This is a genomic window from Burkholderia sp. WP9, from assembly GCF_900104795.1.
GTDB lineage: Bacteria > Pseudomonadota > Gammaproteobacteria > Burkholderiales > Burkholderiaceae > Paraburkholderia.
This window is the reverse complement of record NZ_FNTG01000001.1, coordinates 2,826,810-2,849,587: the sequence shown is the minus strand read 5'-3', so window position 1 is coordinate 2,849,587 and position 22,778 is coordinate 2,826,810. Positions and strand designations below refer to the sequence as shown.

Below are 22,778 nucleotides of genomic sequence, written 5' to 3'. Positions count from 1 at the left end.
TGACGGTAAGCTCGAATCATACTGTAGCGGCTCTGGCGGCCACGTTGCCGAACTCACAGTCGGCGGCAGAATGCGGCCCGGCACGGAATCGTGCCCGCGCGTCTGCTTGCGCTCGCGTTAGCGGAAATAGGCTTTGGTGTTGTCGTGGACGTCCGCGCGCGCGAGCAGTTCCGTCGGCGTAAGCCAGGCATATTCGCTGTGCTGCTCGGGCCGTCCGAGGCGCGCCGTGGCCGCGAGCGTCAGCGCATAGGCCAGCACGATGTAATGAGTCGATACGTCCGGCTCGCCCGCGAAGTTGTCGCTGTAGTGATGTTCGAACACGCCTTCGAAGCGCGCCGTCGAGCGCGCCAGATTCGCTATGCCGAGCTCGGCGTCGGCGATGCGCGCGAATGCCGCGTCGAGTGTTTCGTCTTTGTGAATGCGGCCGCCGGGAACGAACCAGGTGCCACGGGCCGGGCGATTGCGGCGGCGGCCGATCAGCACGCGCCCTTGGGCGTCGCTGACGATCAGATCGAATGCGACCAGCGGTGTGAGACGGACTACGTCCAGAAAATCGATCTCGGTCAGCATGTCATTTCCCCCGGTTTTTTTGCGCCGCTCGAACGTGTCCGATCAGCGTGATCCCGCAGCGTATCGAGCGTTCGTCATGATTCGCTAGTAGTCGCGATGGTGGTCATCGTTTCGTGTGAGCTGGCGCGACACGCTCGCCAGAAAAAGAGCGAGCAGAATCGCGCCGATCGTCGCGAAGAGAAACGCGCCGATCATTGCGGCCAGTACCAGCATCGTCCATGCAAGGCCGCTCATGTTTCGGCTCCGGCGTTCGGCTCCAGCGTGTTGATAGGCATGCTAACGTGCCCCCGTCTGCATGCTATGTGCGCCAGTCGCCGCAGAGCCTGTCACATCACGCCGAAGTATCGTCACATCGCGCCGCTAGCGCGCCACGTAACCCTCGGGTGTCGTCACCGCTTCCCTGAAGACGTCGGCGTTGCCGGAGACGACATAGACGGGCGCTGGCGAGAGTTTCAGGCTCGCCACGCCGTCGCGATACGGCAACGCCGTCGCGTTGCCCATCATGTCGAACACCGTCACTTCGCCCGTAGTGCCCGGCGCATCGACCCGCAGCCGGTAGTCCACGCTCCTGCTCGCGTCGAAACCGGTTCTGGCGCTCCATGCGTCGTTGTCATGCGTCCACAGCGCGGTCACGATCTTGCCGCCGCCGAGCCGACGGAACGCGTACGCGTAGACGCCTTTAGGCACGCCCTTGAGCGGGCCGAGCGTCACAGTACCGTCGATGATGCGCGTCATCGCCGCCACCGCAAGCGCCGCGGGCTTCGGGCTGATGCGAGTCGGACCGTAAGCGCCGGTCGGATGATCGAGTTCGAAGAAAATGCCGTAGCCTGGCGCGGCGTCCGGCATATCCGCCAGATAGAACACGTAGGTCATGTCGGCGCCTTCGCCTAGCAGGATCAGATGCGTGCGCGCCGTTACCGCCGCCTGGGCGTACAACACGTTCGCGCCGGGATAGTTCTTGCCATACGATTGGCCGATGTCGTAGCTGATGCCGGTTTCGGTGACGAACAACGGCGCGCCAGGCTTCAGGTATTGACGCATCTCGTGGCGCAGCGCCCGCATCGCAGCGGGCAGCGCGCCCGGCACCGTGCCCTGATTGCCGGTGTCCGCAACCCGCTCGGGTGGATGCGAGGGCGTCGTGCCGATGTCGTAATAACCGTGAATCGTCATGCCATCCATATAGCGGCCGATTCCGAGCGGACCGAGTTTGCGCATCCACGTGACATTGCCCTGCACCGACGAATAGGTCAGCCCCATCACCACCGCATGCGGATCCGTCTGATGGATCCCTTCCCAGACCGCCTTGTACATGGCGACGAAGTTCGCGTCGGTATCGCGCCACGGCAGACCGCCGTCGGCGTCCGGCTCCCATGTCACCTGATAGTAGTTGTCGCGCTGTTTGGGAAAGTAGGTCGTGCGAACGCGATTCGATTCGGCGCCGACTTTGGCCATGTAGTCCTTCATCTGCGTAAGCGAAGTCGGCACATAGCTATGCGTCTCTTTGCCGGTCGGACTCGCCCATTGGGGAATGCCGTCGAGCTGGATCAATCGCAAGAGGTCGCCGCGCCGGAAGAATGGTGTGAGCTGTTTGGCCGCGGGGTCGAATGTGCCGGTTTTTTTCGGCTCTTCCATATACCAGTTGCGATTGTCGTTGACCCACGTCAGACCGAGCGCGGTGTAGACCGGCCGGTAACCGTCGCCGTCGCAGCAGTGCTGGCCGGGTGCGAGATAGGCGGCGCCCTGCCCGCCGAAACGGTGCAGATCTTCATACGGAAAACGGACGGCGGGTAACGCCACGGAGGGATCGGGCAAGACGCCGAACGTCGCGATGCCCGCGGGGCGTGTGCCGCGCGATTCGAGCTTGCCATGCGCGCGCTCCAGTGACGCGGACACCGCGAAGTAGCCCGCGACGCTGGAGGCGCAACCGAGCGTGGACAGGGTCGTGCCGGCCGCAACGGGGAAGCGTCCACTGGCGCGCACGACATTCCACGCGTCGCGTATTTGCCAGTTGAGCGTGTCGCTTTGCTTGGGGCGTGAGGTGAAAACCAGCGCGAATGGTTTCGCCACGGCGAACAGACGTGTGCCGTCGCTGGGCGTGTCGGCTTCGAGCACATCGCCGTTCGCGCTCGTGGGTACTTGTGACGAAGGCGCCGAGCAACGCAAGCCCTCGCCGGGCGGCGCCTTCAGATCGGAGGGTGTGGCGGATTGCGCTGCGGCGCTCGATGCCATGTCGTTATTGATGGCAGGCTTCGTGGCAGGCACGAGCGTGCTGCCCGCTGCGGTGGGCGCCATTGCACAGCGCTTCTCGACACCGGGCGCCGGATCGCCGAATACGCCGTTGTTGCATTCGGCGCTATTCGAGAACGTCTTGACGACATGCTGTTGCGGCGTGCCATATAGCACGTCGCGCGTGCCACTGAACCGACAGGTGCCGTATTCGGCCGCGCACGGTGTCCACTTTCTGCCATCCGCTGAGAACTCGGCATTGCTCACACCATTCGCTTGCGGTGCGGCTTCTGCCGCCGCGCATCGAAACGTTGAAACGCCGAGCAAGATGAAAGCCGCCACCGAGGCGACCATGCTGATGCGCAGTCCTCTACGCTCGGCGGACAAGCCGCCGGCGCGCTTTCGCAGCGCGCGCTGTTCGCGTACATTCGACATGTGTTCCCCGTGTCGTTCGCTGTACTACCCCCAGACGACAAACGCGTCGCCCATTTGCTAGTTCACCAGGTCAGACCCGCCTTGCGGCACCCCTTCAGGCAATGTGTTGCGGAAACCGCATAGTGTATTTCCGCAAACCCCTGGCGGAAATGGCCCGCTTCCCACTCGACAGATTCCGCCACTGGCCCGTCTATTGCCGCGCGGTCTAAAGTTGTCTTATTCCGGTGTTTCACGTTTGAAACATTAATCGCCAGCTTTATATTCACGCGATCCAATAACAACCAATTAAATAATTTTGTCGCGCCTTCAAGTGCTTATATTGGATGTTCGTTTTACTTATTGCCACTCCGACGATTTATCGTCAGAAGATAGCCCAGTCTGGCGTTGCCGCAGAGCAGGTGCCGGTATAGCGAAGCCAGCTGCGCTCATTCTGACGTTCCGGCGGGAAAAAGTCACTTCAAATCGGTTTGGTGATGGATGGTTCGAATGGTAAGTCGGCCTTTTTCGAGTAGTCGCCGTGTGTGCGGTGCCGAACGAAATCGCGGTTTTATTTGCATTAACATTCGCAGAATGCCAATTCATTCATATGTGGAATCGGCAATTAATTCGTTGAAAAGACAGCGGTAGCGGGGTTGTTCCGAAAATCCCTGGGTGGTCACCCTGTCAATACGCCAACATGTACGCGCTTTCGGTCATGGCGGCTAAATGCTTGATTGGCGGTGACTATGATGCGCTGCACAGAGGAGGCCTCTCTGTGGCCGCCTGAAGTGATAAGTAGATCCGTTTTCTGGTGAGAGGATGACTATGACCTGCGCGAGTCTTGAGTCTGCAATGCTGCGCTGGGTGCACGCTCCGAACAAGGGTATGCGTCGCATCGCGATACTGATGTTCAACGACTGCTCGCTGCAAGGAGCAGGGGTTGTTGCCGAGGTGTTCCAGGCTGCGAATGAAATGGCTTCGTCCGGTTCGGGCGGCTGGTTATACGACGTTTCGTTCCTGTCGGCCGACGGCGGCATGGTGACTTCGTCGTCCGCGCTGCGGGTGTGGACAGACGGACTCGACGCACGGCATTACGGCGGTTTCGATGCGTTGTATGTGGCGGGCGGTAAAGGCGCATTCGCCGCCGCGAGCGACGAGCGGCTGATTGCCTGGCTGCGTCGCGTGCGCCGCAACACCGGCATGATCCGGCCGATCGCGGAAGGCCGGGCGCTGCTCGACGCTGCGTACGTGCCCGAGAACAAGGACAGCAAGGACAGCGCCGACCTGAATGGACAGTCCGCGCAGGCGCGCCAGCCTGAACAGGGTGCCGACGCGGGCGATCGCCTCGAATCGATGAGAAGCGCGCTCGCCATGATCAAGCGCGATCTGGGCAGCGCCACGGCGCGCACGGTTGCCGAGCGCCTGCTAGCCGATTCGTGCTCGAATCTCGCGCCGCTGCTCGGTGAAGACGGCGGACTGAGCCCTGGCGACAAGGTGCGCGCGGCCGCTCGCTGGCTTCAGGAGAATTGCCAGCAGGCGATTTCGATTGCCGACGCCGCGCAGTTCGCCGCGATGAGCGAGCGCAACTTTCTGCGCCGCTTCAAGATGGAAATGGGTATTACGCCCTCCAGTTTTCTGTTGCACGAGCGTCTGGCGGTGACCTGCAGCCTGTTGACCGAATCCGAATTGCCGGTCGACAAGATCGCGCGGCGCACCGGCATGGGCAATGGCGACCGCCTGGCGAAGGTGTTCCGCAAGCGGATGAGAATTTCGCCAACCGAGTTTCGGATTCAAAGCCGCCGACTGGTCGGCGAATAGCGCGACGGGGCCAGCCGGGGGCCGTGTGGCAATACGGCATCCGGTCCGAATTTCCGCCGATCTTTGAGAATTATAAGGAATGCGAATATGTTGACTCAGGGAGTTGTGAGCGCCGTGTCGGTCGAACCTAACGGTGCGGGTGCCGCAGTGGCGCACGGGCGTTGCGCGCGCATCGTCCCGGTCATTCTGGCGGGCGGTTCAGGCACGCGGCTGTGGCCGGTGTCGCGCGAAAACTTTCCGAAGCAACTGATCGACGTGGTCGGTTCCGACTCGCTGCTGCAAGCCACCGCGCGGCGCATGGACGGGTTTCCCGCGGGCTGGAAAGTGGAGGCGTCGCCGATCATCGTGTGCGGTGAGGAACATCGCTTCGTGATCGCCGAACAACTTCATGAAAATGGCGTCGACGCTCGTCTTATTGTAGAGCCGGCGCGACGCGATACGGCGCCCGCGCTGACGCTGGCGGCATCGCTGGCGTGCGCGGACGGTAGCGACGCGATTCTCGTCGTCATGCCGGCGGATCATTCGATCGCCGACGTGCCTGCCTTGCAGGCCGCGCTGGAACTTGCAGCGCAGTACGCGGAACAGGGTTCGATCGCGACGCTGGGCGTGCCGCCCACGCGCCCCGATACCGGTTTCGGTTATATCCGCATCGGCGCAAAGTTGGCGGATGGCGGGCACGCAATCGACGGTTTCGTCGAAAAGCCCGCGGAAGAACTCGCGGCGAAGTACGTCGCCGCGGGCGTGTATTGGTGGAACAGTGGCATCTTCATTGTTCGCGCTAGCGTGTGGCTCGACACGTTGAAGCGTCTGCAGCCAGAAATGCACTCGGCCTGCGAACGCGCCTTCACCGGCGGCCACGAGGACGGTGCGTATTTCCGCCCATCGGTTGACGCATTCCTCAGTGCACCCGCCAATTCGATCGACTACGCGGTAATGGAGCGTCTGACCGAAACAGCCGAACTGGACGCGACGGACAGCGCGGCCGCCGACGCGCCGGCGACGCCGCCCGGCGTCGTGGTCGGATTGGATGCCGGCTGGTCGGACCTGGGTTCCTGGGACGCCGTTTGGGCTGCGATGGAGAAGGACGTCGATGGTAACGCGGGCCGCGGCCGAGTGACGTTCGAAGGTGCGGTATCGAGCTACGCGCATTCGGAAGGGCGGCTGGTCGCCTGTGTCGGCACCACCAACGTCGTGGTGGTCGAAACCGCCGACGCGGTTCTGGTGGTCGACCGCTCGCATGTTCAGGACGTGAAGGGTCTCGTGTCGCGCATCAAGGCTCAGCATGCGCCGGAAGCAGAGGCGCATCGCAAGGTGCGGCGCCCTTGGGGTTTCTACGACTCGATCGATCATGGCGAGCGTTTCCAGGTCAAGCGCATTGTCGTGACGCCGGGAGCGCGACTGTCGTTGCAATTGCATCACCACCGCGCTGAACACTGGGTCGTCGTGCGTGGCACGGCGCTCGTCACGCGCGGCGAAGAGCAGTTCCTGTTGAGTGAAAACGAATCGACCTACATTCCGATCGGCACCCGCCACCGGCTCGAAAACCCGGGAAAGGTACCGCTTGAAATCATTGAAATCCAGTCAGGCACCTATCTCGGCGAAGACGACATTGTGAGGTTCAACGACAACTACGGCCGCTGCTCCTAAACAGCACGCCGGACTCAATTGCAGACAAGAACGGCAATAACGAGGTGACCAAAATGCGCAAGTTTCAGGATTTGCTCGCGCGAGTTTTCGATGTTGCATTGGTGTTGGCGGGCGCGGCGGTGGCTTCGCAGATCCGCTTTGATTACCTTGCTCAGTCCGGGTTCTATTGGGCGCTCGTGATGTTTTCCGCAGCCTTCGCGTTGGCCATCTTTCCAGCGTTTGGCGTCTACGAATCGTGGCGCGGCCGCTCCAAGCTGGCGCTGGCCGGCCAGGTCTCGCTCGCCTGGCTGATGGTGCAGGTCAGCGCCCTTGTGCTGATGTATTCGCTGCATCGCATCGACTTTGTGTCGCGCTTGTGGTTCTCGTATTGGACGGCGGTGACCGGCGGCCTGCTGATCGCCTACCGGCTGATGACGCACGCCGTACTGGCGCGCGCACGCAGCGCCGGCATGAATCTGCATCAGGTGGCGATTGTCGGCAGCGGCTCGCAGTGCGACGCCATCATTCGCCGGATCGGCGCCGCGCCGACCACGGGCTTTCGCGCCACGGCCGTGTTCAACGCCCGTCCGGATGTGTCGCCCGTTACCAGTCCGGGTGTGCCGGTGTTCGACACGGTCGAGGCACTGGCGGCCTACATGCGAACCAATAACGTACACGAACTGTGGCTCATGCTCTCGCTTAGCGAGGAGCCGCTGATCTGTTCGCTGGTCAGCGAATTCCGTGACGACCTGGTGAACATCCGCTTCATGCCGGACGTGCGCAGCCTCGCGTTGTTCGAGGGCAGCGGCGTGATCGATCTGCTCGGCGTGCCGGCGATCAACCTCGTGGCTTCGCCGTTGTCCGCCAGTTCGATGCTGAAGAAAGAGATCTTCGACCGATTGTTCGCGTTGACGGCGTTGATCGCCCTCGCGCCGGTCATGTTCGCGATCGCGCTGGCCGTGAAGCTATCCTCGCGCGGGCCGGTTCTGTTCAAACAGAAACGCAAGGGCGCGGACGGCCACGTATTTACGATCTACAAATTCCGCTCGATGCGTCTGCATACCGAGCAAAAAGGCACCGTCAGCCAGGCCACGCGCAACGATCCGCGCGTCACTAAAGTGGGCGCGTTCCTGCGCCGCACGAGCCTCGACGAACTGCCGCAATTCTTCAACGTGTTGCTTGGCGACATGTCGGTCGTTGGACCGCGTCCCCATGCACTCGAGCACGACGACCTCTATCAGAAAGTGGTCGCGGGCTATATCAATCGCTACCGGATTAAACCGGGGATCACGGGGTGGGCACAGATCAACGGCTTTCGTGGCGAGACCGACCGCATCGAGAAGATGGAACGTCGGGTGGAACATGACTTGTATTACCTGGGACATTGGTCGTTCGCACTCGACATGCGGATTATCGGCGCGACGATAGTCGCCGGACTGGTGCATCGAAACGCTTACTAAGTAGTTAACAAAACGCCAGACGCTACCTCCCCCGAGGAAAACGCCGTGGCGAACGGAGGAAACATCATGAGCTCGCTTGGTTTACGCACGGGAAGTCTCCTGGTTTTCGCTACTGCAGCCCTGCTTTCCGGATGCGGAATCGCACCGGGCCAGCGGATGATCACGCCTGCCGCAATTCAGGACACGGGTGGTGATTTCAGTACTGAACCGAATACGCAACAACAGATCCAGATCACCGACATCAACCTCACGATGCTGCGCAAGATGAGCCAGGCGCAGAGCACCGCGCCGCTCTCGCCGCAAATGGTCGCACTGTTCGGCAAGCCGACCGTTTATAAGGTCGGCCCCGGCGACGTGCTGCAGATCGTCGTGTGGGATCACCCGGAACTCGCTGCCGCGCTCGGACAGCCGGCACAGAACCCGAAGGCGACGGATGCCGCACCTGGCTTCCTGATCGACGAAAACGGCGATGTGCAGTTTCCGTATGCAGGCACCGTGCACGTGGCCGGCAAAGACGTCGCCTCGATCCAGAAGGACCTGTCGCGCCGTCTGAGCAAGGTGTATCAGAAGCCGGAAGTGACGGTGCGGGTGGCCTCGTTCCGCGCGGCGCAGGTCTATGTCGACGGTGAAGTGCGCACGCCGGGCGCCCAATCGGTCAACGACATTCCGATGTCGCTCACGACCGCGATCAGCTTGAGCGGCGGTCTTAGCGCGAATGCGGATCGCAGCCGCGTGGTGTTGCTCCGCAACGGCGTGCCGTATCAGCTCAACCTGGACGATCTGATCAAGCGTGGCCGCAATCCGTCGGATATCTATCTGCAACCGGGCGACGTGCTGCGTGTGGCTTCGCGTGAAGACAGCGGCGTCTACGTGATGGGCGAGGTCAACAAGCCGGCGACCATCCTGCCGATGCGCAACGGTTCGTTGACGCTTTCGCAGGCGATTTCCGACAGCGGCAGCTTCGACTCCAACACGGCCGCGGCCCGGCAACTGTTCGTGATCCGCAATTCGACGAGCGACAAGCCCGAGGTGTACCACCTCGATGCGACCTCGCCGGTGTCGATGGTGCTAGCCAACCAGTTCGAGCTGCAGCCGAAGGACGTGGTGTACGTCGGTCAAGGCGGTCTGGTCCGCTTCAACCGTGTGTTGAACCTGCTGCTGCCGGCGATCAATGCGGCTGTAACGGGCGTGGTCCTCGCGAAATAACAACCGTGCAACGTGATCTTGAACCGCCGGGCTTTGTTGGGTGAAGAAAATGGCAATCAACTTCGAAAACCGCTACACCGACGTGTCCGGACCGGACGAGCTTCATCTGTCGGACTATCTGCGTACGATCGTGCGAGGTTGGCGCACGATCGTGATGGTGACGCTGATCGCGCTCGCGCTGGGGTGCGCGTACGCTTTCCTCGCGCCGCCGACTTACCGCGCGGATGTCCTGTTCCACGTCGAGGACAAGACGGCCAATGCCAACGCGAACGGCAAGGATTCCTTGCCGCCGCTTACCGGCATGTTCGACACCAAGCCTTCGACGGCGGCCGAGATCGAGTTGCTGAAGTCGCGTCTCGTCACGGAAGAAACCGTCAAGAAACTGCACCTGGATATCACGGCTGGGCCGCGTTATTTCCCGATCATCGGCGGAATGATTGCGGGGTTGGTGAACGGGCAATGGGGCTTCAAGTTGCCGCAGTTCATCAACCTGTCCGGCTATGCCTGGGGTGACGAGAGCATTTCGGTGTCGCAGTTCGACACGTCGAAGGAAATGTACGACACGACCTTCACGCTGGTTTCCGGCGCCGACGGTTCTTATGTGCTGCGCGACAAGAACGGTATCGCGATTCTGTCGGGCAAAGTGGGCGAGACCGTGGAAACGGATACCGCCGACGGCCCGATCACACTGCGCGTCGACAAGCTGGTCGGCCCCGCCGGCTCGCGTTTCGAACTGCAGCGCGCCTCGACGCTGAGCACGGTGGACCGCCTGCAAAAGGCGCTCGTGGTGCAGGAAACCACGTTGCAGTCCGGCGTGATCCGCGCGAGCCTGGAAGGCGGCGACAGCGGCTTGACCGCGGCGATCGTCAACAGCATGGCGCGCGAATTCGTGCGTCAGGATGTGGAGAGCCGTTCGACCGAAGCCGAGCACATGCTCGCCTTCCTCGATCAGCAACTGCCGGGCTTGCGCAAGGAACTCGACGACGCCGAGCAACGCTACAACAAGTTCCGCAATACGCACGGCACGGTCGACCTGGGCGAAGAAAGCCGCCTGTTGCTGCAACAGATCGTCGATAACAAGACCAAGCTGATGGATCTGCAGCAGCAACGCGCGGAGATGTCACAACGCTTCACGGCGAATCACCCGGCGGTGGCCGCGCTCGACGCGCAGATCGCCGCGTTGCAAGGCGCCGCGGCGAACATGAACCGCAGCGTGGCGGTGATGCCGGATACGGAGCAGACCGCTTTGCGTCTGCTGCGTGACGTGCACGTCGATACGGAGCTGTACACCAATCTGCTGAACAGCGCGCAGCAACTGCGCGTGGCGAAAGCGGGCCAGGTGGGCAACGTGCGCGTGGTCGACTTCGCCGAAGCACCTGACGAACCCGTGCGTCCGAAGCGCGTGATCGCGATCCTGATCGCGCTCGGCGGCGGCCTCGTGCTCGGCATTCTGCTGACCTTCTTCAAGCGCGCCATGTACGGCGGCGTGGAACGGCCGGACGAACTCGAAGGCATGCTCGGCGTGCCGGTGTTCGCGGTGGTGCCGCGCAGCCAGACCCAGTTGAAGCTGCAGGAGAACGTCATGCTGCGCCGTCGCGGGCTGCATGTGCTCGCGCAGCAGGCGCCGGAAGACATCGCCGTGGAAGGCGTGCGCAATCTGCGCACCTCGCTGCAACTCTCGCTCGATCACGCCGAGAACAACGTGGTGATGATCACCGGCTCGCGGCCCGATTCCGGCAAGTCGTTCCTCTCGGTGAACCTGGCGGCGCTGGTGGCCTCGGCGAACAAGCGCGTGCTGATCATCGACGGCGATATGCGGCGCGGCGACGTGCACTCGCATTTCGGTGTCGCGCATCAGCCGGGTCTGTCCGACGTGCTGAGCGGCGGCGACCTGAGCGCGATGATCCAGCGCGACGTGCTGCCGGGTCTCGACGTGCTCGCCAAGGGCACGCTGCCCTCGCATCCTGCCGAACTGCTGATGAGCAAGCGCTTCGAAACGATGCTCGAAGAACTGAAGTCGCACTACGACCTCGTGATCGTGGATACGCCACCGGTTCTCGCGGTGACCGACTCGACGTTGATCGGCAAGTACGCGGGCACGACGCTGCTGGTGGTGCGCCACGGCCGTCACCCGCTCAACGAGGTCATGGAGACGGCCAAGCGGCTGCGCAACGGCGGCGTGCCGCTCAAAGGCGTGCTGCTGACCGACGTGCCGCAGGAAGGGGCGTTCCTCGGCTCGGGTTATCAGGGCGGTTATTACGGGTACGACAGCATCGCCGGTTGAGACGGCGGCTGGCGGCCGGCGGTTCGACGAAGTTCACCAGGCTATGGCACCAGGCTGTAGCACTGGGATTGCAAAGGTTAACGAGGAGAATGCTCCATGAAACGTAAGGTCGCGCTGATCACCGGCATCACAGGACAGGACGGATCGTATCTGGCGGAGTTGTTGCTCGCCAAGGATTACGACGTACACGGCATCAAACGCAGGTCATCTCTGTTCAATACAGACCGGATCGATCACCTGTACCGCGATCCCCACGATCCGGACCAGCGACTCTTTCTGCACCACGCGGATCTGACCGACTCCACCAGCCTTCTGCGCGTGATTCAGCGTGTCGAGCCCGACGAGATCTATAACCTCGCCGCGCAGAGCCACGTTGCGGTGTCGTTCGAGGAGCCGGAATACACCGCTAACGCGGACGGCCTCGGCGCGCTGCGGATTCTCGAAGCGATCCGGATTCTCGGGCTGCAGGAAAAGACGCGCTTCTATCAGGCTTCGACTTCGGAGCTGTACGGCCTCGTGCAGCAGGTGCCGCAGTCGGAGACTACACCGTTCTATCCGCGCAGCCCGTATGCGGTGGCCAAGCTGTTCGCGTACTGGACCACGGTCAATTATCGCGAGGCTTACGGCCTCTATGCCTGTAACGGGATTCTGTTCAATCACGAATCGCCGGTGCGCGGCGAGACGTTCGTCACGCGCAAGATTACGCGCGCTGTCGCGCGTATCGCGGTGGGCATGCAGAAGACGCTGTATCTCGGCAATCTGTCGGCACTGCGCGACTGGGGTCATGCCCGCGATTACGTCGAGATGCAATGGCGCATGCTCCAGCAGGAGCGGCCGGAGGACTACGTCATCGCCACGGGCGTGCAGTACAGCGTGCGTCAGTTCGTGCAGCACGCGGCCGCCGAGCTTGGCGTCACCGTGCGCTTCGAAGGCACCGGCGTGGATGAAATCGGCATCGTCGAGAAAGTGGAAGGGCGCGAGATCAAGATGTCGCCGGGCGACGTGATCGTGCGCGTCGATCCGCGCTACTTCCGGCCCGCCGAAGTCGAGACGCTGCTCGGCGATCCGTCGAAGGCGCATGCGAAGCTCGGCTGGCAGCCGACCACGTCGTTCGCCTCGCTCGTCAAGGAAATGGTGCGCGCGGACTATCAGATTGCACGACGTGACGCGCTCGTCACGCTGGCCGGATTCACGGCGCTGGAACATCACGAGTAACTTGCGATGAACAAACAAGCACGCATTTTCGTCGCGGGCCACCGTGGCATGGTCGGCTCCGCGCTGGTCAGGCGTCTTGCCGCCGAGGGGTATCCGAATGTGATCACCCGCTCGCGGCAGCAGCTCGACCTCACGGATCAGGCGGCCGTGAATCGCTTCTTCGAAAGCGAACAGATCGACGTGGTGCTGCTCGCGGCCGCGCGCGTGGGCGGCATTCTCGCGAACGCGACGCGCCCGGGTGAGTTCATCTATGAAAACCTGGTGATCGAAACCAACGTGATTCACGCGGCGTACCGGGCCAAGGTCGAGCGGCTGGTGTTCTTCGGTTCGTCGTGCATCTATCCGAAGCAGTGTCCGCAGCCTATCCGCGAGGAGTATCTCCTGACTTCGCCGCTCGAACCGACCAACGACGCCTATGCGATCGCGAAGATCGCCGGCGTCAAGTTGTGCGAAGCCTACAACCGTGAGTACAACACCCAGTACGTGGCGTTGATGCCGACCAATCTGTACGGCCCGAACGACAACTACGATCTGAATAGCAGCCACGTGTTGCCGGCGCTTCTGCGCAAGGCTCATGAAGCGAAGGTGAACGGCGACTCCACGCTGTCGGTGTGGGGTTCGGGCACGCCGCGCCGCGAATTCCTGCACGTCGACGATCTGGCCGCGGCCACGTTGTTCGTGCTAGAGCACAACGTGACGGAAGGCCTGTTCAATGTCGGCGTGGGTGAAGACCTGTCGATTCGCGAGCTGGCCGAATGCATCTGCAAGGTGGCGGGCTTCGACGGTGAACTCGTGTTCGACGCCTCGAAACCCGACGGCACGCCGCGCAAGCTGCTCGACGTCTCGCGCCTCGCGCAAATGGGCTGGCGCGCAACGATCGGTCTGGAGGACGGGATCGCATCCACGTACCGGGACTTCGTTGAATCCCATGCCGGTTCGACACCCGCTGCCGCCGTCGAGGTATAGCCGCACGGGTTGCCGCTTCAGCGCGGCTTTGAAATGACTAGCTGGGGACGCTGTGCGAGCGCGGAACGCGCCATGCACGCAGGACGAATCTTCGAGGAGTGGCATAAAAATGACAGCGTCAGTCACGATCTTTCACAACGTCGTGTGGTCGCGCCACAAGGGTGTCGTGTTTTCCGCGTTGCATAACATTTCGGCTTCAGGCGCGATTCGCTATTCAATGGTGCAGATCGCCGATACGGAGCATGACCGCGTCGGGTTTTCCGACGTCGATTATTCGTTTCACCGCTATCCGATGCAGAAGCTGTTCGACGGCTGCTACGAAGACGTGCCGACCATGAAGCTGATCGCGCGCCTCACGTGGGAAGTCTTGCGCACCAAGTCGGACCTGATCGTGCTGCCGGGCTATCACCGCCCGGAATATTGGGCCATGCTCGCGGCCTGCATCGTGACCGGCAAACGGCGCGCGGTGTTCTGCGATTCGACCGCGCGCGACCGGCCCAAGAAGCTGCTGACGTCGATTCCCAAGCGCGTGTTTTTCTCGCTGTGCGACGGCTATTTCGGGTTTGGCGAGCGCAGCCGCGAGTATCTGCTTTCCCTCGGTGCGAAGCGCGAGAAGATTTTCGTGCCGTGTCAGGCGGCGGCGTTGCCGGGTTCGTTTTCGCCGGAGCGTGCGCTGGTCGAGCGGGTTGCCGCTCGCGCGGGCAATCAGCCGGTGTTTCTGTTCGTGGGGCGTCTGTCCGAAGAGAAAGGCATCGGCACGCTGATCGAGGCGCTCGCCGGATTGCGGCGGCGTGTTCCGGCGGCGAAGCTGCGCATTGTCGGCACGGGCCCAATGCGTGAAGCCTTGCATGCGAAGGTGGCCGAGCTCGAACTCGGCGACGCGGTGACATTCGTCGGCAGTCTGCAGGACGAGCCGCTTACGCAGGAGTATTACGGCGCGACCTGCATGGTGCTGCCGAGCTACAGCGAACCGTGGGGACTGGTGGTCAACGAAGCGCTCGCGCATGGTTGCCCGGCGGTGGTCAGCGAGAGTTGTGGCTGCGTGCCGGAACTGGTGATCGACGGGGTGAGCGGCTACGCGTTTACCGCGGGCGATGTCGCCGGGCTGCAGCGCACCATGCTCAAGGCAATGGAAGCGTTCGCCGATGCGGGCGGCACCGCGCGCCGGTGCATGGATGTGATTCGCCGTTTCGACCCGCCTTCCGCGGCTGCCAATATCGCCCGCGGCTGTGCGCTGATGTTGAGCGACTAAGCCGGCCTCCGCCCCGCCCGGTCACTTCGCGCGTAAGACGCCCTAACTCGTTTGGCAGTCACAATGAAGCTACTGATCTACGGCATTAACTATGCGCCTGAACTGACGGGAGTGGGCAAGTACACGTCGGAAATGGCCGTATTGCTGGCCGACCGCGGCCATGACGTGCGGGTGGTGTGCGCGCCACCGTACTATCCGGAGTGGCGTGTCGCAGAGGGCTATGCGTCCTGGCGTTATCAGCACGAGACCCGCGACGGGGTGGAGATCTGGCGTGCTCCGCTGTGGGTGCCGTCGCGTCCGAGCGGCCTGAAGCGCATGCTGCATCTGGCGACCTTCGCGGCGACTTCGTTGCCGCTGCTCGCATGGCAGGCGCTGTGGCGTCCTCACGCGGTCATTCTGATCGCGCCGACCTTAATGTGCGCGCCGGGTGCGCTGATGCTCGCGCGCATCACGCGCGCGAGTGCGTGGCTGCATATTCAGGATTACGAGGTCGATGCGGCATTCGATCTGGGTCTGCTGAAAAGCCCACGCGCGGCCCGCACGGCACGCTGGATCGAAAGCGCGTTGCTGCGGCGCTTCGATGCGGTATCGTCGATCACGAAGCAGATGAGCACGCGCGCGACGGCCAAGGGCGTCCCTTCGTCGCGGGTGGTCTGCCTGCCGAATTGGGTCGACGTGTCGGCCATTTTTCCGCTTGCCCGGCCTAGCGAGTTCCGGCGCCTGCTCGGTATTCCGGATAAGCAGAAAGTCATTCTGTATTCCGGCAACATGGGCGCGAAGCAGGGCATCGAAACGCTCGCCGATGCGGCGGTCGCGCTGGCCGCGCGCCAGGATCTCACTTTCGTGTTCTGCGGCAGCGGCGCCGCCAAAGCTGATCTGCTCGAACGCTGTTCCGGCTTGACAAATTGCGTGTTCATGCCGCTGCAACCGGTAGGGCGTCTGAACGAACTGCTCAATCTCGCCGACATTCACGTGCTGCCGCAACGCGGCGACGCGGCGGATCTCGTCATGCCGTCCAAGCTCACAGGGATGCTCGCGAGCGGCCGCGCGACCATCGCGATGGCGCGCCGTGGCACCGCGCTGTACGAAGCCGTGGCGTCACGGGGCGTTGTCGTGCCGCCGGACAACGTGAAAGCGCTGGCGGCGGCGATCACGGCGCTCGCTGGTGACGCGGACCGGCGCGCGGCGCTCGGCAAAGCCGCGCGCAATTATGCGGAGCGCGCGCTCTCGCCAGAGTCGACGATTCGCACCTTCGAGGAACGGCTCGCGTTGCTGTTGCGTAAGTTGGGAGGCAAACCTTCGAAAGGCGCGGCACGCTCTGTAGGCCCGCGGCCTTCAGGCGCCGCGGCGCGGCGACGGCTCAAACCGGCCACGGCGGAGAAAGCCACGCCGGATTGATCCGGACCGCGGCCTCATCATGGAGCTGATGTCACCACGGAGAACGGTAGACGCCGCGTTTGCCCGACGTGTAGGGATCGGCATAGGTGGTTTTCGCGGTGCCGTCCGCCGCCAGCGCGTTGGCAGCCGGATTCGGACGGCCCGGCTGGCCCGCTACACGCACCTGGCCGTTGGCCGCGGCGGGCGCCTTGCGCTGGCCCTTGCCGACCGCCGGTTGCGCACCCTGCCCCCCACCCAGCACGGTCATGCGTTGCGTATCGAGCAACGCGGCGCGCTGGGCGTCGTCGGTATTGCCTTGCATGTTGTCCGTGCCGTAGGGATTCGGCGAGCCGAGCAACGCCTTCTCGCTGTCGCGATGCGCGGCGCGCCGGTTGGCGGGAAGCTGTGCGTTGACGCCGTAGGCGTTGACCGCGGTCGCGGCGGGTGCGGGTTCGGGCGCGGCCTTCTGCGCGAAAGCCGGCGCCGCGCACGATCCGATCGCGAGAAGCATCCAGGTAGCGGTGTGTCGAAGCGAGGTGTTCATCTTGTTCCCCAAGGAGATGCGGTCGGGATAAAGCTATCGTGCGCCAACCAGTACGCGTGTAGCCGCCAAAACGCTTGCCGGCACGGCCACAGTGAAAAGTCCCGCAAGGCGCCGCAACATAATGTAAAGAATTTGCCTGGCATGCCTGCGTATGTTTACCACTGTTCGTGGTTCGGAGAAAGCTGATGGGTAACATTGCCGACGATCCCCATATCGGCCGCATGCCGCAGGCCGATGCTGTGCGCGAAGACGGTCGCGTCATCGAGCTGGCGCAGGCCGGCAAAGGAAATTATCAGGCGCGGCGCGGCGCGCTGATCGAACTGATCTGGTTCGTGCTCGAAGCCTGTGTGATCAACAACAAACTGCTGCCGTTTTCCGGTGTGCGCGTCGCCTTGCTGCGACTGTTCGGCGCGAAGATCGGTACAGGTTGCCGGTTCGTGCATCCGGTGCGCGTGAAGGCGCCGTGGAATCTCGAGGTGGGCGACAACTGCTGGTTCGGTGTCGATGTCTGGATCTACAACCAGACGCTGATTCGCATCGGCTCGAACGTGTGCATCTCTCAAGGCACGTTCCTCACCGCCGGCTCACATGACATGAGCACCACGATGGATCTGCACGTTGCGCCGATCATCATCGAGGACGGCGTCTGGATCACGTCGAAATGCGTGGTGCAAATGGGCGTGACGATTGGCCGTTCGGCGGTCGTGACGCCTTTGTCGGTCGTGCATCGGTCGCTGGACGCCGAGGGCGTGTACGGTGGAAATCCGTGCCGCTTCATCAGGAAACGGTTCGACTCCGTGACCTGACCCACAGACATAGAACCACAGCGTTCGTACGCTGAGGAGGCCGAGGTCGCAGTGCCGGAATGTGGGCTGCCGCAACGGATTGTCGCGCGATAGGGTGAGCGGCACCCGAGGCGGCACGCCTGCAGAACCCGGTTGCGACGTTTGCGTAGCATGGTTGCCGGCCGTGGCCGGCGAACCGTGACGCGCTCAAGAAATGCGTGAAGAAGATCGGGAGTAGGGGATGTTCATCGATACGCGTACTGTTGAACAAAACACGGTTGTTGAAACGACGGTCTGCATCATCGGTGCAGGCGTTGCCGGAATTACGCTTGCGCTCGAAATGTCCAGGGCGGGTATCGACGCCTGCGTGCTCGAAAGCGGTGGCTTCGGGCCTGACGACGCAACCCGCGACCTGTATCGCGGCGAGAACGTCGGGCTTCCCTATACGTTCGCGGACGGCTCGCGCAGCCGGTACTTTGGCGGCAGCAGCAACTGCTGGGGCGGCTGGTGCCGCCCGCTCGACCCCTGGGACTTCGAAAAGCGCGACTGGATCGCGCACAGCGGCTGGCCGTTCGGTCTCGACGAACTGGCGCCCTACTATGCGCGCACGCATGAACTGCTGAAGCTCGGTCCGCAGAATTTCGACCCCGCTTACTGGGAGCGCGAGATCGGGCGCCAGGATGTGCGCCGTCTGCCGCTCGCCACCGGCGATATGCGTGACACCGTCGCGCAGTTCAGCCCGCCGGTGCGCTTTGGCAAGACGTATCGCGAGGAACTGTCGCACTCCACGAGGGTGCGCGTGTTCCTCCACGCAAACGTGCTCAATATCGACGCCGACGCACAAGGCACGACGATTTCGAGGGTGAAAGTGGGCACGATCAGCGGCCGCCGAATTTCGGTGACCGCGAGGATTTTCGTGCTGGCTACAGGTGGCATCGAAAACGCGCGCCTGCTGCTCGCGTCGAACAATGTGCAGGCCGCCGGCCTCGGCAATGCCAACGATCTGGTCGGCCGCTACTTCATGGACCATCCGCGCATGATGTCGGGCAAAGTGCGCTTTCGTCCGGGCGTCGCGCGCAACAAGCTATACGACATCAAGTATCACTATCAGAATGCGGCGGTGTCGGCGCACGGTACGAAGATCTCGTCCCAGTTCGCGCCAAAGCAGGAGTGGATGGAACGCGAGAAACTGCTGAATTCGCGTGTCTGGCTCTACTCGAAATGGTACGGCGAAGGCAGTGCGGGCTCCGAGGCGCTGATCCGTTTCAAGGAAGCGTTGATGGGCAAGGACCAGCCGGGTCGCAGCCTGAAGCGCGACATCGAGACGATGATTTCGCACCCGCTGCATACCGTCGGCTTCGGTTTGACGCGGCTGTTGCAATGGCCCGCGCTGATCACGGACGTCACGCTGCAGGCGATCGTCGAAGCGGTGCCCGATCCGGATAGCCGCGTGACGTTGTCGACCGATAAGCGCGACCATTTCGGCATGCCGCGCGTGCGCGTGGAGTGGCGCCTCGGCGAACAGGTGCAGCGCACTTTCGATAAGACGTTCCAGTTGCTCGCGCAGGAATTGCAGATGGCAAACGTCGCGGACGTCACGCTCGACGAGCCGCTCGAAGGCCGGACGTGGCCGGTGAAACTCGAAGGCACGTGGCACCACATGGGCACCACGCGCATGCACGATTCGCCGCGCGAGGGCGTGGTCGATCGCGATTGCAAGGTGCATGGCATGAGCAATCTGTACATTGGCGGCAGCTCGGTGTTTCCGACCGTCGGCGCCAATTTCCCGACCATCACGATTGCCGCGCTGTCGCTGCGCCTCGCCGGTCATCTGAAGCGGCAACTCGATTTGCCGGATCTCGTCGGCACGAGCCGCGTCGACGCCGCGAACAGCGCCAGCATGTCGCTTCAGTCGCAGTCTCAGGTCGATACGTTGCCGATCGCGGCATCGACCTTGACGCCCTTGATGAAGGAGCAGTGAACGCGCAATGAAGACGAGGGAAAAATGGCGCGCCCCTGGCGCGCCATTTTCAATTCAGGTTGGGACTTTGTGCGCTGTAGTGTCGCGATGTCATGAGCCAGGCGCGTGCGCGTACTGCGCGCCGCGTGACTGGCCCCGCGCGTTCAGCGGCTTTGCTGGGTTGCTTCGCGCAGTGTGGTGAGCGTGTTGTCACGCACGTCTTCGTGGCGGCCCTTGGATTCGAGCAGGGCGGTCAGTGCGCTGACCATGGTCTCGACCCGGAAACGCGCATTGAATGTGCGAGCCGCCTGCGCGCGCATCGCCTCGCGAGCGGTGTCGTCGAGTTCGAGCCAGCGTATGAGATTCTTTTCCGTACCGTCGACCGTATCCGCGGCCACCAGCCCCGCACCGTCCGCTTCGATCTCGCGCCACACATTGACCTTGTCGGAGATCAGCGCCGGCAGCCCGCAGCCGAGCGCCTCCGCCACCGCCACGCCGAAATTCTCCTGATGCGACGGCAAAATGAACACATCGCTCGCATGAAAAGCACCCCACTTCAGGTCGCCTTGCAGCATCCCCGGCAGACTCACACGATGCGCGACACCGGCCGCCTGCGCCTGAGTGCGCAGCGTCGTGGCCCAGCCGGTTTCGTCCGGGCCGGCAATGACGAGGTGCAGCGTTTGATCGCGGCTGGCAATGCGCGCGAATGCGTCGATCAGCAGATCGCAGCCTTTTTTCGCATGCACGCGGCCGAGAAACAGCACGATGCGCTTGCCGCGCAAGCTGGGGATGGCCTGCAGGAATGCTTCGCGCAGCGGCGCGGGTTCGAGTTGCGGCACCGCCGTGCCGAACGGCACGATGCGTTCGTGCGCCCGGTACAGCCAGAACGATTGGCGCGCTCGCGTGCGTTCTTCTTCCGTCGTGAAGATGACGGCGCGCGCATCGCGCAACACGCGATACTCGGCCCACGGCCAGTACAGCCACTTCTTCAGATGCTTGAGCGGGTAGGCCTCTTTGAACCACGGGTCCAGCATGCCGTGTACATATACGTAATACGGCACCTCGCTGTTGTGCAGGACTTTCCAGGCCGCGAAGCCGTGGTATTGCCACAAGCCGTGGACGATCACCGCGTCGAAGCGCTTCGCGTTGGCGGCAAGCCAGGGCGCGAGGCGCTCACTGAAGCTGTAGCGGCCGCGGGTCGGGCCGAAGGCGTGGACCGGGAACGGGAAAGCCGCGAGGTAGGCCTCGCTGGGCGCATCGCACGTCGCCACTTCGATCTCGTGCCCGGCTTCCTGCATGGCCACGCCGCTGCGGCGCACGCCTTCAACGGGACCGCCGGCACGTGGGTCGACGCTTGCAAGCAGGTGGAGGATTTTCATCGGATGATATCGGGTCGGTTGGAGCGGTGCCTCTGCGGCGTGTGCGGGACGAGCGCCCCGAACTGGCGGGAGTCGCTGCCGGTATTGGCTGTGCTCGACATGCCGAGCGTGGACGGGAGGTCGGCGCGGCCCATGCCGGGTTGGATCCGGCCGGGCAACTCGGGCATTGCCTCCGCCCGTACATGCGGCGGACGGCGAAAGCGTCGCGCGCGAGCCGGCAGCGCGCGCTGCAAACGCGCGTGAGTGGCGATCATCAAGCCGAGCGCGACGCCGAATATCAGGCCCGAAAAACGCGGGCCGAGCGGATTGCCGCCGATCGACGTGGCCGGCAACGCCGCAAACAGCATGATGGCGCGCCCGAGCACCGGCAACATGGGCGCGTCGGGCACGACAGAGCGCCAGTAGCGATACGAGAACAGGCAGATCGCCAGCGCCGCGAGCGTGACCAACGGCATGGCGAGGCCGAACAGCAGGCCGCCCGCGAAGAACTGATAGACCCAGAAATTGTGTCCCGCGGCCCACTCGCTGATTGCGTAGAAGTCTTTCTCGCTGATCTGACCGGCGAGGTCGGGCAGATAGACCGGTGAGTAACGGTAGTAGTGACCGTAGCCCTCGCCGAATAGCAACGTCTCCGGTTCCGCCGTCACCTGATCGTACTGGTCTCGCATTTCCGCGAGACGCGTGACGGTGGTCGGATCCTTGCCGGAGCGGGTCTCTTCGGAGAAGAAAATGCGCTGCGTCCAGTGTTCGGCGACGGTGGGGAAACTCAGCGCCGCAACGCCGGCCGCGCCGGCGAGCACGGCACTGATAATGATCGTGCGGCTCATCGCGCGCCAGATATGGCGGATAGACGGCGCGCTGAGTGCCATGGCGATCAGGAACAGCAGCACGGTGCCGATCATCGCGCTGCGGGTCACACTGAGCAGCTCGATGACAACGCTCAGGGCGAACACCGACACGGTGAAAAAGGAAAAACGCTTCGCCACGATAAATTCGTGGAGCAGCACGCCTTGCAAACCCAGCAGGGTCACGGAGAGGATGCGGAAGCGCACGTCGTCGAGACCGCCGCCGGTCGCCATGCCGTAGACCAGGGTGAACACGAGGCTGATGACGTTGGCGACGAACAGGGCTTTTTCGAACTGGGCGATGCGGAATTCGCTCCACGGGCGACATGCCACGAGATAGCCCAGCATGAAGAGGACGAATGGCAACAGCACGCGCAAGTAGTTGCCGGTGTCGTTATCCTGAACCAGTTGCGCGACGATGCTGCCGAACACGCACAGCATCACGCTCCACGTCACGGCCGAGCGTAGCCGCGAACGTTCGCGAAAGCGCGGTGCGATGAGAAGGAGCGCAATGCCCGCGGCGATCGCCGGAAGGACGAAGATGAACTGCGCGAAGTGGCCGGTATTCGCGTCGGTCGCCTTGTAGTCGAACGCAAGCGGTAGCAGAAAAATCCATATCCAGGGCGTTGCATACTGATGGCGCATTACTGATTCCTCCCCGTCGCCTTCGATCCGCCGTCGGTCTATAGCGGACGGTCTCGCATCGGGTTATTTTGAAGGAATCTCCCGCGCTGTTAGTTGGCTGGACCGCATTCGTCGAGCATTGTCTGGGTTCTGGCGTCGGCGGAAAGCGCATGCTCTGCAAGACGCGCGCAAACTTGCGTATCTTGTCGGCCAATGCCTTGAAGTTG

The 22,778-nt window shown here is 62.9% G+C and carries 17 protein-coding genes; 11 read left to right on the top strand and 6 right to left on the bottom strand.

Going from position 1 to position 22,778, the window contains the following annotated elements; all coding sequences use genetic code 11:
* Positions 1–117: 117 nt before the first annotated feature.
* The 3 genes from BLW71_RS12635 to BLW71_RS12630 form a co-directional block, all read right to left on the bottom strand.
* The gene (locus BLW71_RS12635) at positions 118–570 is read right to left on the bottom strand and encodes a GDP-mannose mannosyl hydrolase (protein WP_091796608.1); all 453 of its coding nucleotides are present in this window, start codon (positions 568–570) and stop codon (positions 118–120) included.
* A gap of 84 nt (positions 571–654) precedes the next feature.
* The gene (locus BLW71_RS41625) at positions 655–804 is read right to left on the bottom strand and encodes a hypothetical protein (RefSeq protein ID WP_177205023.1); all 150 of its coding nucleotides are present in this window, start codon (positions 802–804) and stop codon (positions 655–657) included.
* 126 nt (positions 805–930) lie between these two features.
* Positions 931–3,231, bottom strand: a complete 2,301-nt coding sequence (locus BLW71_RS12630) for a hypothetical protein (RefSeq protein WP_091796607.1) — start codon at positions 3,229–3,231, stop codon at positions 931–933.
* 804 nt (positions 3,232–4,035) lie between these two features.
* On the opposite strand from BLW71_RS12630, the gene BLW71_RS12625 reads away from it, so the two are divergent.
* The 9 genes from BLW71_RS12625 to BLW71_RS12585 all read left to right on the top strand — a co-directional run bounded on the left by BLW71_RS12625 (position 4,036) and on the right by BLW71_RS12585 (position 16,435).
* The gene (locus BLW71_RS12625) at positions 4,036–5,028 is read left to right on the top strand and encodes a helix-turn-helix domain-containing protein (protein WP_091796606.1); all 993 of its coding nucleotides are present in this window, start codon (positions 4,036–4,038) and stop codon (positions 5,026–5,028) included.
* 87 nt (positions 5,029–5,115) lie between these two features.
* Positions 5,116–6,675 (top strand): mannose-1-phosphate guanylyltransferase/mannose-6-phosphate isomerase, encoded by a 1,560-nt coding sequence (locus BLW71_RS12620; RefSeq protein WP_091796605.1) that lies wholly within the window; start codon positions 5,116–5,118, stop codon positions 6,673–6,675.
* A gap of 53 nt (positions 6,676–6,728) precedes the next feature.
* Entirely contained in the window at positions 6,729–8,114 is a 1,386-nt protein-coding gene (locus BLW71_RS12615) for an undecaprenyl-phosphate glucose phosphotransferase (protein ID WP_091796604.1), read from the top strand.
* Between the two features lie 66 nt (positions 8,115–8,180).
* Entirely contained in the window at positions 8,181–9,320 is a 1,140-nt protein-coding gene (locus tag BLW71_RS12610) for a polysaccharide biosynthesis/export family protein (protein ID WP_177205022.1), read from the top strand.
* A gap of 49 nt (positions 9,321–9,369) precedes the next feature.
* Complete coding sequence (locus BLW71_RS12605; protein WP_091796602.1) at positions 9,370–11,604, top strand: polysaccharide biosynthesis tyrosine autokinase; 2,235 nt, start codon at positions 9,370–9,372, stop codon at positions 11,602–11,604.
* Between the two features lie 96 nt (positions 11,605–11,700).
* Positions 11,701–12,819, top strand: a complete 1,119-nt coding sequence (gene gmd / locus BLW71_RS12600; RefSeq protein WP_091796601.1) for a GDP-mannose 4,6-dehydratase — start codon at positions 11,701–11,703, stop codon at positions 12,817–12,819.
* A gap of 6 nt (positions 12,820–12,825) precedes the next feature.
* A complete protein-coding gene (locus BLW71_RS12595; protein WP_091796600.1) occupies positions 12,826–13,785 on the top strand; it encodes a GDP-L-fucose synthase family protein in 960 nt (319 codons plus the stop codon).
* 109 nt (positions 13,786–13,894) lie between these two features.
* A complete protein-coding gene (locus BLW71_RS12590) occupies positions 13,895–15,037 on the top strand; it encodes a glycosyltransferase family 4 protein (protein ID WP_091796599.1) in 1,143 nt (380 codons plus the stop codon).
* 63 nt (positions 15,038–15,100) lie between these two features.
* The gene (locus BLW71_RS12585) at positions 15,101–16,435 is read left to right on the top strand and encodes a glycosyltransferase WbuB (protein WP_091796598.1); all 1,335 of its coding nucleotides are present in this window, start codon (positions 15,101–15,103) and stop codon (positions 16,433–16,435) included.
* A 31-nt stretch (positions 16,436–16,466) separates the two neighbouring features.
* On the opposite strand, the gene BLW71_RS12580 is transcribed toward BLW71_RS12585, so the two are convergent.
* On the bottom strand, positions 16,467–16,958 hold the full coding sequence (locus tag BLW71_RS12580; RefSeq protein ID WP_091796597.1) for a hypothetical protein: 492 nt from the start codon (positions 16,956–16,958) through the stop codon (positions 16,467–16,469).
* Between the two features lie 185 nt (positions 16,959–17,143).
* Here BLW71_RS12580 and BLW71_RS12575 point away from each other — a divergent pair, with 185 nt between their 5' ends.
* Positions 17,144–17,764, top strand: a complete 621-nt coding sequence (locus BLW71_RS12575) for a DapH/DapD/GlmU-related protein (RefSeq protein WP_091796596.1) — start codon at positions 17,144–17,146, stop codon at positions 17,762–17,764.
* Between the two features lie 220 nt (positions 17,765–17,984).
* Positions 17,985–19,724, top strand: coding sequence for an FAD-dependent oxidoreductase (locus BLW71_RS12570; RefSeq protein ID WP_091796595.1), 1,740 nt, complete (start codon positions 17,985–17,987; stop codon positions 19,722–19,724).
* Between the two features lie 143 nt (positions 19,725–19,867).
* Here the strand turns inward: BLW71_RS12570 and BLW71_RS12565 are convergent, their stop codons facing one another.
* Positions 19,868–21,082, bottom strand: coding sequence for a glycosyltransferase (locus tag BLW71_RS12565; RefSeq protein WP_091796594.1), 1,215 nt, complete (start codon positions 21,080–21,082; stop codon positions 19,868–19,870).
* Entirely contained in the window at positions 21,079–22,572 is a 1,494-nt protein-coding gene (locus tag BLW71_RS12560) for a hypothetical protein (protein WP_091796593.1), read from the bottom strand. Before BLW71_RS12560 ends, BLW71_RS12565 begins: the two co-directional genes overlap by 4 nt.
* Positions 22,573–22,778 lie beyond the last annotated feature (206 nt).

What these genes read in the sequence shown, in the direction of transcription:
- BLW71_RS12585 (WP_091796598.1), top strand. Translation starts at nt 15,101, where the DNA reads ATGAAGCTACTGATCTACGGCATTAACTATGCGCCTGAACTGACGGGA.
- BLW71_RS12635 (WP_091796608.1), bottom strand. Translation starts at nt 570, where the DNA reads ATGCTGACCGAGATCGATTTTCTGGACGTAGTCCGTCTCACACCGCTG.
- BLW71_RS12615 (WP_091796604.1), top strand. Translation starts at nt 6,729, where the DNA reads ATGCGCAAGTTTCAGGATTTGCTCGCGCGAGTTTTCGATGTTGCATTG.
- BLW71_RS12605 (WP_091796602.1), top strand. Translation starts at nt 9,370, where the DNA reads ATGGCAATCAACTTCGAAAACCGCTACACCGACGTGTCCGGACCGGAC.
- gmd (WP_091796601.1), top strand. Translation starts at nt 11,701, where the DNA reads ATGAAACGTAAGGTCGCGCTGATCACCGGCATCACAGGACAGGACGGA.
- BLW71_RS12625 (WP_091796606.1), top strand. Translation starts at nt 4,036, where the DNA reads ATGACCTGCGCGAGTCTTGAGTCTGCAATGCTGCGCTGGGTGCACGCT.
- BLW71_RS12630 (WP_091796607.1), bottom strand. Translation starts at nt 3,231, where the DNA reads ATGTCGAATGTACGCGAACAGCGCGCGCTGCGAAAGCGCGCCGGCGGC.
- BLW71_RS12565 (WP_091796594.1), bottom strand. Translation starts at nt 21,082, where the DNA reads ATGAAAATCCTCCACCTGCTTGCAAGCGTCGACCCACGTGCCGGCGGT.
- BLW71_RS12620 (WP_091796605.1), top strand. Translation starts at nt 5,116, where the DNA reads ATGTTGACTCAGGGAGTTGTGAGCGCCGTGTCGGTCGAACCTAACGGT.
- BLW71_RS41625 (WP_177205023.1), bottom strand. Translation starts at nt 804, where the DNA reads ATGAGCGGCCTTGCATGGACGATGCTGGTACTGGCCGCAATGATCGGC.
- BLW71_RS12580 (WP_091796597.1), bottom strand. Translation starts at nt 16,958, where the DNA reads ATGAACACCTCGCTTCGACACACCGCTACCTGGATGCTTCTCGCGATC.
- BLW71_RS12595 (WP_091796600.1), top strand. Translation starts at nt 12,826, where the DNA reads ATGAACAAACAAGCACGCATTTTCGTCGCGGGCCACCGTGGCATGGTC.
- BLW71_RS12610 (WP_177205022.1), top strand. Translation starts at nt 8,181, where the DNA reads ATGAGCTCGCTTGGTTTACGCACGGGAAGTCTCCTGGTTTTCGCTACT.
- BLW71_RS12560 (WP_091796593.1), bottom strand. Translation starts at nt 22,572, where the DNA reads ATGCGCCATCAGTATGCAACGCCCTGGATATGGATTTTTCTGCTACCG.
- BLW71_RS12590 (WP_091796599.1), top strand. Translation starts at nt 13,895, where the DNA reads ATGACAGCGTCAGTCACGATCTTTCACAACGTCGTGTGGTCGCGCCAC.
- BLW71_RS12575 (WP_091796596.1), top strand. Translation starts at nt 17,144, where the DNA reads ATGGGTAACATTGCCGACGATCCCCATATCGGCCGCATGCCGCAGGCC.
- BLW71_RS12570 (WP_091796595.1), top strand. Translation starts at nt 17,985, where the DNA reads ATGTTCATCGATACGCGTACTGTTGAACAAAACACGGTTGTTGAAACG.